This is a genomic window from Anaerococcus sp., assembly GCF_030825785.1.
Lineage (GTDB): Bacteria > Bacillota > Clostridia > Tissierellales > Peptoniphilaceae > Anaerococcus.
Genome location: NZ_JAPJPG010000060.1, coordinates 1 through 7,596, shown reverse-complemented (window position 1 = coordinate 7,596; position 7,596 = coordinate 1). Strand labels below are relative to the sequence as shown.

At 36.5% G+C, this 7,596-nt stretch carries 8 protein-coding genes; 1 reads left to right on the top strand and 7 read right to left on the bottom strand.

What is annotated here, in order from left to right:
- The coding region (gene rpsU, locus RCH56_RS07165) for a 30S ribosomal protein S21 (protein WP_306484296.1) at positions 1–103 on the bottom strand (103 nt) is incomplete at its 3' end.
- 36 nt (positions 104–139) lie between these two features.
- Positions 140–481: a histidine triad nucleotide-binding protein gene (locus RCH56_RS07160; protein ID WP_306484295.1), complete on the bottom strand. Its 342-nt coding sequence runs from the start codon at positions 479–481 to the stop codon at positions 140–142.
- Positions 482–615: 134 nt separating this feature from the next.
- Here RCH56_RS07160 and RCH56_RS07155 point away from each other — a divergent pair, with 134 nt between their 5' ends.
- On the top strand, positions 616–1,287 hold the full coding sequence (locus tag RCH56_RS07155; RefSeq protein WP_306484294.1) for an NAD(P)H-binding protein: 672 nt from the start codon (positions 616–618) through the stop codon (positions 1,285–1,287).
- Positions 1,288–1,364: 77 nt separating this feature from the next.
- Here RCH56_RS07155 and mtaB read toward each other — a convergent pair whose 3' ends face one another.
- The 5 genes from mtaB to hrcA form a co-directional block, all read right to left on the bottom strand.
- A complete protein-coding gene (gene mtaB, locus RCH56_RS07150) occupies positions 1,365–2,660 on the bottom strand; it encodes a tRNA (N(6)-L-threonylcarbamoyladenosine(37)-C(2))-methylthiotransferase MtaB (protein WP_306484293.1) in 1,296 nt (431 codons plus the stop codon).
- Entirely contained in the window at positions 2,660–3,778 is a 1,119-nt protein-coding gene (dnaJ, locus tag RCH56_RS07145) for a molecular chaperone DnaJ (protein WP_306484292.1), read from the bottom strand. The genes mtaB and dnaJ overlap by 1 nt, the downstream gene beginning before the upstream one ends.
- Before the next feature lie 219 nt (positions 3,779–3,997).
- Positions 3,998–5,815, bottom strand: coding sequence for a molecular chaperone DnaK (gene dnaK, locus RCH56_RS07140; RefSeq protein ID WP_306484291.1), 1,818 nt, complete (start codon positions 5,813–5,815; stop codon positions 3,998–4,000).
- A 9-nt stretch (positions 5,816–5,824) separates the two neighbouring features.
- On the bottom strand, positions 5,825–6,361 hold the full coding sequence (grpE, locus tag RCH56_RS07135; RefSeq protein ID WP_306484290.1) for a nucleotide exchange factor GrpE: 537 nt from the start codon (positions 6,359–6,361) through the stop codon (positions 5,825–5,827).
- A gap of 15 nt (positions 6,362–6,376) precedes the next feature.
- Complete coding sequence (gene hrcA, locus RCH56_RS07130) at positions 6,377–7,390, bottom strand: heat-inducible transcriptional repressor HrcA (protein WP_306484289.1); 1,014 nt, start codon at positions 7,388–7,390, stop codon at positions 6,377–6,379.
- Positions 7,391–7,596 lie beyond the last annotated feature (206 nt).

Sequence of the window (7,596 nt, the reverse complement as noted above, 5' to 3'; positions counted from 1 at the left end):
TTCTTCTGTATTCAGAAAGTACACCGGATCTTGCGCATTGTCTTTTGAATCTTTTGATTGCACTATCGATTGATTCGTTTTCTCCAACTCTGATCTCTGTCATTTTCTATCCCCCCTCTCGTATTCGCACTAACTTCCATCAACCTGGTGGCCACTTAAATCCTCTGCCTCCAAGTACATGAAAATGCAAATGAGGTACGCTTTGTCCCCCATCTTCACCGACATTAGTTACAACTCTATAGCCCTTTTCATCAAGCCCCTTCTCGCTCGCTAGTTTTTTTATACTAGCAAAGATACTGCTAATGATCTCGCTATCAGCTTCATCTAATGTAGTTATGCTTTGAATGTGCTTTTTTGGTATTACAAGAAAATGGATAGGTGCTTGTGGATCTAAATCGTTAAATGCAATAACATCACTATCTTCATAGATTATATCTGAAGGAATTTCCTTATCTATAATCTTACAAAATACACAATCCATACTTCACCCCCATTAGTATATATTCTACCACAAGAAAAAAAGTGAGTCAATAAAATATGTTCATAAATACTAATCTTTTATTAAATCAATAAAAGGGTAGATATATAGTGAACTAGTAAAAGAAAGGATAAATAATGAAAATTTTAATTTTAGGCTCCAATGGTGGAGTTGCTTCTAAGATTAGTCAAATATTAAAGGATAATAAAGCAGATTTTACAGCCAGCGTAAGAGATGAAGATAAGCTAGAAGAATTAAAAAATCAAGGCATAGATGTAAAATTGATCGATGTAGTTAAAGATTCTATCGATGATTTAGCTAAAAGTTTTGAGGGTTATGACAAGATATTATTTTCTGTAGGAGCTGGTGGTAAGGGCGGAGCTGAAACTACAGTAAGGGTAGATTTAGATGGAGCCGTTAAGACAATGATTGCAGCAAAGAAAGCTGGAGTTGGTCAGTACTACATGATTTCTACTTGGGATTCTTCTAGACAAGCTGTAGATAATCCTGATGATCCAATCAAAACTTACACAATTTGCAAACACTATGCAGACTTATATTTGACGGAGATTTCAGGATTAACCTATACTATAATTCATCCATCAGCTTTAAACGATGAGAAAGGCGAAGAAAGTATAGGAGTTACTGATACTCATTCAACTGAACTTGCAGTTAAAAAGTCTATATCCCGCAGTGATGTAGCAACTTTTGTATCTAAGTTATTACTAACTGAAGGATTTAAAAACCAATCAATTCAAATTGCATCAGGTGATACCGATATAGATGAAGCTATAGAAAATATAAAATAAAAAGGCTTAACACTTTCATTTAAACATCGCTTATCTTAAATTTTAAGAAAAGCGATGTTTTCTTGTGCTTAGCCTTTTTATATGAGTTTACCAACCAATTCATCATTTTTGATTTCAGTTATTAAGACATCTCTTATTTCATTATCTCCTATATCATCTTTAACATTTACCCTCAGATAGTTTGTAGAGTATCCTGACTTAAAGCCTTCCATATCGGACTTGCTTTCAAATAAGACAGACAAGGTCTTTCCTATCTGGTTTTTGAGGAAATTTAATCTGTTTACTTCCTCTATTGCTTCCAATTCTTTGAGTCTTTCTTTTTTGATATTGCCATCAACTTCTGGCTTCATAGATGCTGCCTTTGTACCATCTCTTTTTGAATATTTAAATAGATGGGTCTTGGCAAATTTGATTTCCTTAACGAAGTCTTTGGTATCTTCATGATTTTCTTCTGTTTCTGTTGGAAATCCTACTATTATATCTGTGGTAATTCCTGCATTAGGGAAGACTTCTCTTATTAGATTGACCTTTTCCTTAAAGATTTTAGTATCATACTTCCTATTCATCGCCTTTAGAATCTCATCTGAGCCTGATTGAAGGGATAGGTGGAAGTGATCGCAGGCCTTTTGAGTTTCTTTCATTCTTTCTAGGAAATCTCTTGTAATATGCCTTGGCTCCATAGAAGATAGCCTAATTCTCTCAATTCCATCTGTCTTTGAGACTTCTTCTATGACATCTATTAGGCTTGTCCCATTTCTTAAATCCTTGCCGTAACTTGCAACGTGGATTCCAGTAAGAACTATTTCCTTATAACCATTTTGAGCAAGTCTTTTTGCTTCTTGCTTGATTGAATCCATATCTCTACTAGCAATATTACCTCTGGCGTAGGGGATTAGGCAATAGGAGCAATACATATTGCAACCATCTTGGATTTTCATGTAGGCACGGGTCATGGCCTCTTGGTTAGATATCTCAAGCTCTTCAATAGTTTTTGTCTCGCTAAAGGATAGGACTTTATCGATTGCCTTTTTATTTTGAAGGACATTTTCGCAAAGATCTACCACTTCTTCCTTATTTCTTGAGCCTAAGACTACATCTACTCCCTCTATTGCTGCTACTTCCTCTGGTTTTACTTGAGAATAGCAGCCCATTACGGCAATTACTGCTTCTGGATTATCTCTTCTAGCCCTTGATATCATCTGTCTAGACTTCCTATCGCTCATATTTGTAACGGTGCAGGTGTTTATTACATAGATATCTGCATTATCTGGTTTTTTTTCATAGCCTCTAGCTTGAAAGATTTCTTCTACAGCTTCAGATTCATACTGGTTAACCTTACAACCTAGGGTTATTATGTTGAATGTATTTTTCATTAATCAAAAAAGTCCTTTAATTTGTCAAAGAAGGATTTCTCTTCCTTAACTTCTTCTCCGCTAACATTGGCATAGGCTTCTAGAGCCTTTTTTTGTTGCTTATTAAGCTTCATAGGAGTTATCACTTTGACAAAGAAATAGAGATTACCCTTTCTTCCTCTTCTCTTATCATGGATTCCTTCGCCTTTTAATTTAAACTTAGTTCCAGTTTGGGTTCCTGCTGGAATTTCGTAGCTTTTGGTTGATTTAAGGGTAGGGATTTGGATATCTCCTCCAAGAGCTGCAGTAGTAAAGCTTATAGGCATCTCATAGTAGATATCGAGTCCATCTCTTTTAAATATTTCATGCTCTTTAACCTTAAGCACTAGGTAAAGGTCTCCATAAGGACCTCCATTTTCTCCTACATGACCCTTGCCAGATACTCTTATTACATTGTTATCTTCAACTCCTGCAGGAATATCCACCTTGACCTTTTCAGACTTAAATTCCTTACCAGTTCCTTTACAGTTCTTGCAAGGTTCTTCTATAATTTGGCCATCTCCCCCGCATTTATCGCATGTAACAGTCCTTGACATAGTACCAAAAGCTGTTTGGCTAACTTGGTTAACAACTCCCCTACCATTACATTTATCGCAAGTGTGGACCTTACTTGGATCTTCGCTTTTTTCTCCATGACATACATGGCAGGCTACTTCATGCCTTACTTGGATTTCCTTGCTAACACCAAAGGCCGATTCTTGGAAAGTTAAGTTTACTACTTGCTGGATATCAGCTCCCTTGATTGGTCTGTTAGAAGATCTCGCATTTGAGAAGCCTCCTCCAAATAAATCACCAAATAAGTCTCCAAATATATCTTCAAATCCACCTTGAGAAAATCCAGAAAATCCACCTTGGCCACCCTCGAAGGCGCTTGATCCAAACCTATCGTACTGACTTCTTTTCTCTTCATCAGAGAGGATTTCATAGGCAAGTGTTGCTTCCTTAAACTTTTCAGCCGCCTCTTCATTATCTGGGTTTAGGTCAGGATGGTATTTCTTGGCAAGTTTTCTATATTCTCTTTTTATTTCACTTTGGCTTGCGGTCTTCTCTACCCCAAGCACTTCATAAGGGTCTCTCATTTATCCTCCATCCACTAAAAAAGGAGCTGCTGCAATATGAATCCAATCGTCCATCATTAGAAGCTTCTGGGAAAGTAAGTCTAGTCGCCTGTGACTTCGAGGCTTAAGATTTACTTCCCCTAGCTTCTTCTAATATTCGGGACGATTATTCATTCTGCAACATCCCCTCTATTATTTTTCTTTAATTATACTCTTTTGATAATTACTTGCAATCGCAAATTATTCTTCGTCATCATCGATTACTTCGTAATCAGCATCTACTACATCTTCGTCATCATTTCCGCCTTGAGCTTCACCGTTTGCTTCGTTTGCCTTATACATAGCTTCACTCATTGAGTAGATTTTTTGAGTTAGAGCTTCTGTTTTAGCCTTGATATCGTCGATGTCATCTGCCTTTATAGCTTCTTCAAGATTGTTGATTTCAGCTTCCATCTCTTCTTTTTCGCTGCCTTCAAGCTTAGCATCTTCTATTGTTTTTCTTGCTTGGTATACTAGGTTTTCCGCGTTGTTTTTAGCGTCTATACCTTCTTTTTTCTTCTTATCTTCTTCAGCGAATTGTTCAGCTTCTTTTACTTTTCTATCGATTTCTTCGTCAGATAGGTTGGATGAAGATGTGATTGTGATCTTTTGTTCTTTTCCTGAACCTTGATCTTTTGCAGTAACATTTACTATACCGTTAGCATCTATGTCGAATGTTACCTCGATTTGTGGAACTCCACGTCTAGCTGCTGGTATACCTGTTAGTTGGAATCTACCAAGTGTTGTGTTGTCTGCTGCCATTTCACGTTCACCTTGAACCACGTGGATATCAACTTCTGTTTGTCCATCTGCAGCTGTTGTAAATACTTGTGATTTCTTTGTTGGAATGGTTGTATTTCTTTCAATTAGTTTTGTAGCAACTCCTCCTAGAGTTTCGATTCCTAGTGATAGAGGTGTTACGTCAAGTAGGAGTAGGTCTTTTACTTCACCACTCAATACACCACCTTGGATAGCTGCACCTAAGGCAACACATTCGTCTGGGTTGATATCTCTTTGTGGGTCTCTACCGATTAGGTTTTTAACAAGTTCTTGGACTGCTGGCACCCTTGTAGATCCACCAACTAGTAGGACCTTTTCTATATCGTTTTGGCTAAGTCCTGCATCCTTTAGAGCATCCTCCACTGGTTTTCTTGTAGCTTCTACTAGGTGTTTTGTTAGCTCTTCAAATTTAGCTCTTGATACAGTTTGCTCTAAGTGAACTGGTTGACCATCTACTGCTGTTATAAATGGTAGAGAAACTGTTGTTGATACTGTTGATGAAAGTTCCTTCTTAGCCTTTTCTGCTGCATCTTTTAGTCTTTGCATAGCTGTAAGGTCTTTTGTTAAATCAACTCCAGATTCTTTCTTAAATTCGCTAGAAAGATAGTCTACTAGAGCATTGTCGAAGTCATCTCCACCTAGTTTGTTGTTTCCTCTTGTTGAAAGAACTTCGAATACTCCATCTCCTACTTCAAGGATTGAAACGTCGAATGTACCACCACCGAGGTCGTAAACCATAATCTTTGATTGGTCAGTTTCCTTATCCATACCGTAAGCTAGAGCTGCTGCTGTTGGTTCGTTTATGATTCTATCTACCTTAAGTCCTGCTATTTGTCCAGCATCCTTTGTTGCTTGTCTTTGAGCATCAGTAAAGTATGCAGGTACTGTGATTACTGCATTTGTTACTGTATCATTTAGATAGTTTTCAGCATCTGATTTTAGTTTTTGAAGAATCATTGCTGAGATTTCTTCTGGTGTGTATGTTTTACCATCAATTTCTGGTGTTTTCCAATCAGTTCCCATTTCTCTTTTAACAGATGCGATAGTCCTATCTGGGTTGGTGATTGCTTGTCTTTTTGCTGTCTCACCTACAAGTCTTTCTCCATCTTTTGAGAAAGCTACGATTGATGGGGTTGTTCTATTTCCTTCGCTGTTTGGAATTATAGTAGATGTTCCACCTTCCATTACAGCTACTGCTGAGTTTGTTGTACCTAAGTCAATTCCTATAATTTTAGCCATATTTTCCTCCTATTTGCTTACCTTAACCATAGCTGGTCTAAGGACTCTTCCGTTTAGTTTATATCCTTTTTGGAATGTTTCTATTATATGATTTTCTTCTACTTCGTCATTTTCCTCGGCAAGGACTGCTTGATGGATATTGTGATCAAACTCACAACCATCAGAGGCAATTTCTTCAAGACCTTCGTTTTCTAGGACTTTCATCAATTCCTTCCTAGTCATGATGACACCTTCAACAAAAGCATCGTCTTCGTCAGCCTTTGTCAAAGCCCTATCGAGATTATCTATTACTGGTAGAAGTTTTTCTATAAGTGAGCTTTGGGCAAACTTCTTAAAGTCAGCCTTACTAGCTTCTTCTCTTTTCTTATAGTTTTCGAAATCAGCTAGAAGTCTTTGATATCTTTCTTGATATTCATTTACTTCGTCTGTTTCTGAAGCCTTATCATCTTCTTCGTCATCTACGATTTCAGCTTCTATATAATCTTCTTCATCTACTTCGTTATCTTCTATATCTAAATTTTCATCTTTTTTCTCTTCATTTGCCAAGACATTTACCTTCCTTTACTCGTTTAATAAGTCAGAAATCATCTTGATACTCGCTATAACATCTCTGTAGTTAATCCTTGTAAGACCTACAATTCCAATCTTTCCAACTGTGTTTTCGTCTACATTGAAAAACGATGTGATTATAGTGGTATCTTTCAGTAAGTCTATTGCGTTTTCTTCGCCAATAGTAATTACTAAACTATCATCTTCAATATCTGACCAAAGACTTCTTATATCATCTTTACTATCAAATAGTTTGATGAGATCTCTGGCCTTTGATAAATCATCAAATTCCTTAAAATTGAAGATATTACCAATTCCTTCGATTTTGACATCCCTATCATTTCCATCTTTAGCGTTCCTATCAATCCTTGTCCCAATTAAATCGATAAGTCTCGTATAATTTTTAAGGATCTTCTCATCAAGCTCAACTAGCTTCTTATTTATATCAGAAAGCTTAAGTCCAACTAGTTCGTGACTTAATATCAGATTAATATTTCTTAGGTCTTCATCACTTATAGGAAAGTCTAAGATAATCTGATCATTTACCAAAGAACCATTATCAAAAACTGCTATTAGTAAGAGGAAGTTTTCACTTACCCTTATCAGTTCAATGCTCACAATCTTTGAAATCTCTTTCTTATAACTTACTGATACAGCTGTAAGATTAGTCATAGCTGCCAAAGTTTTGGTCGCAGTCTCAATGATGTCGCTAGCATTGTGGTATCTCTTATCGAGAACTTGTCCGATATTTTTGACATCGTAATTGTCACTGACACCCACAAGGCCATTTTCCAAAAGGTAGTCGACAAATAGTCTATAACCCTTATCAGAAGGCAATCTGCCACTAGATGTATGAGCTTTCTTCAAGAATCCCTTTTTCTCTAGAGTACTCATATCATTTCTTATAGTAGCCGGCGATACATCAAATGAGTAATCATCAGCCAAAGACTTAGAACCTACTGGCTCTCCTTTAAAAATATATGAGTCTATGATAGAGAAAAGTATTTGCGTTCTTCTATCTTTCAAAGCTTCTCACTCCTTTTAGCACTCTTTACTTCCGACTGCTAATTATAGTATACTTAGTCTAAAACCATTGTCAAGTTAAAAATAAATATATTTATTATATATGTATAAGCTATATTGAGTAAGGCTAATAAAGTGAATCTTTCTATCAACTACAATAAAAATGCTCCCAAGACTTAAGCTCAGAAGCATTATTAATTTATCTGTAT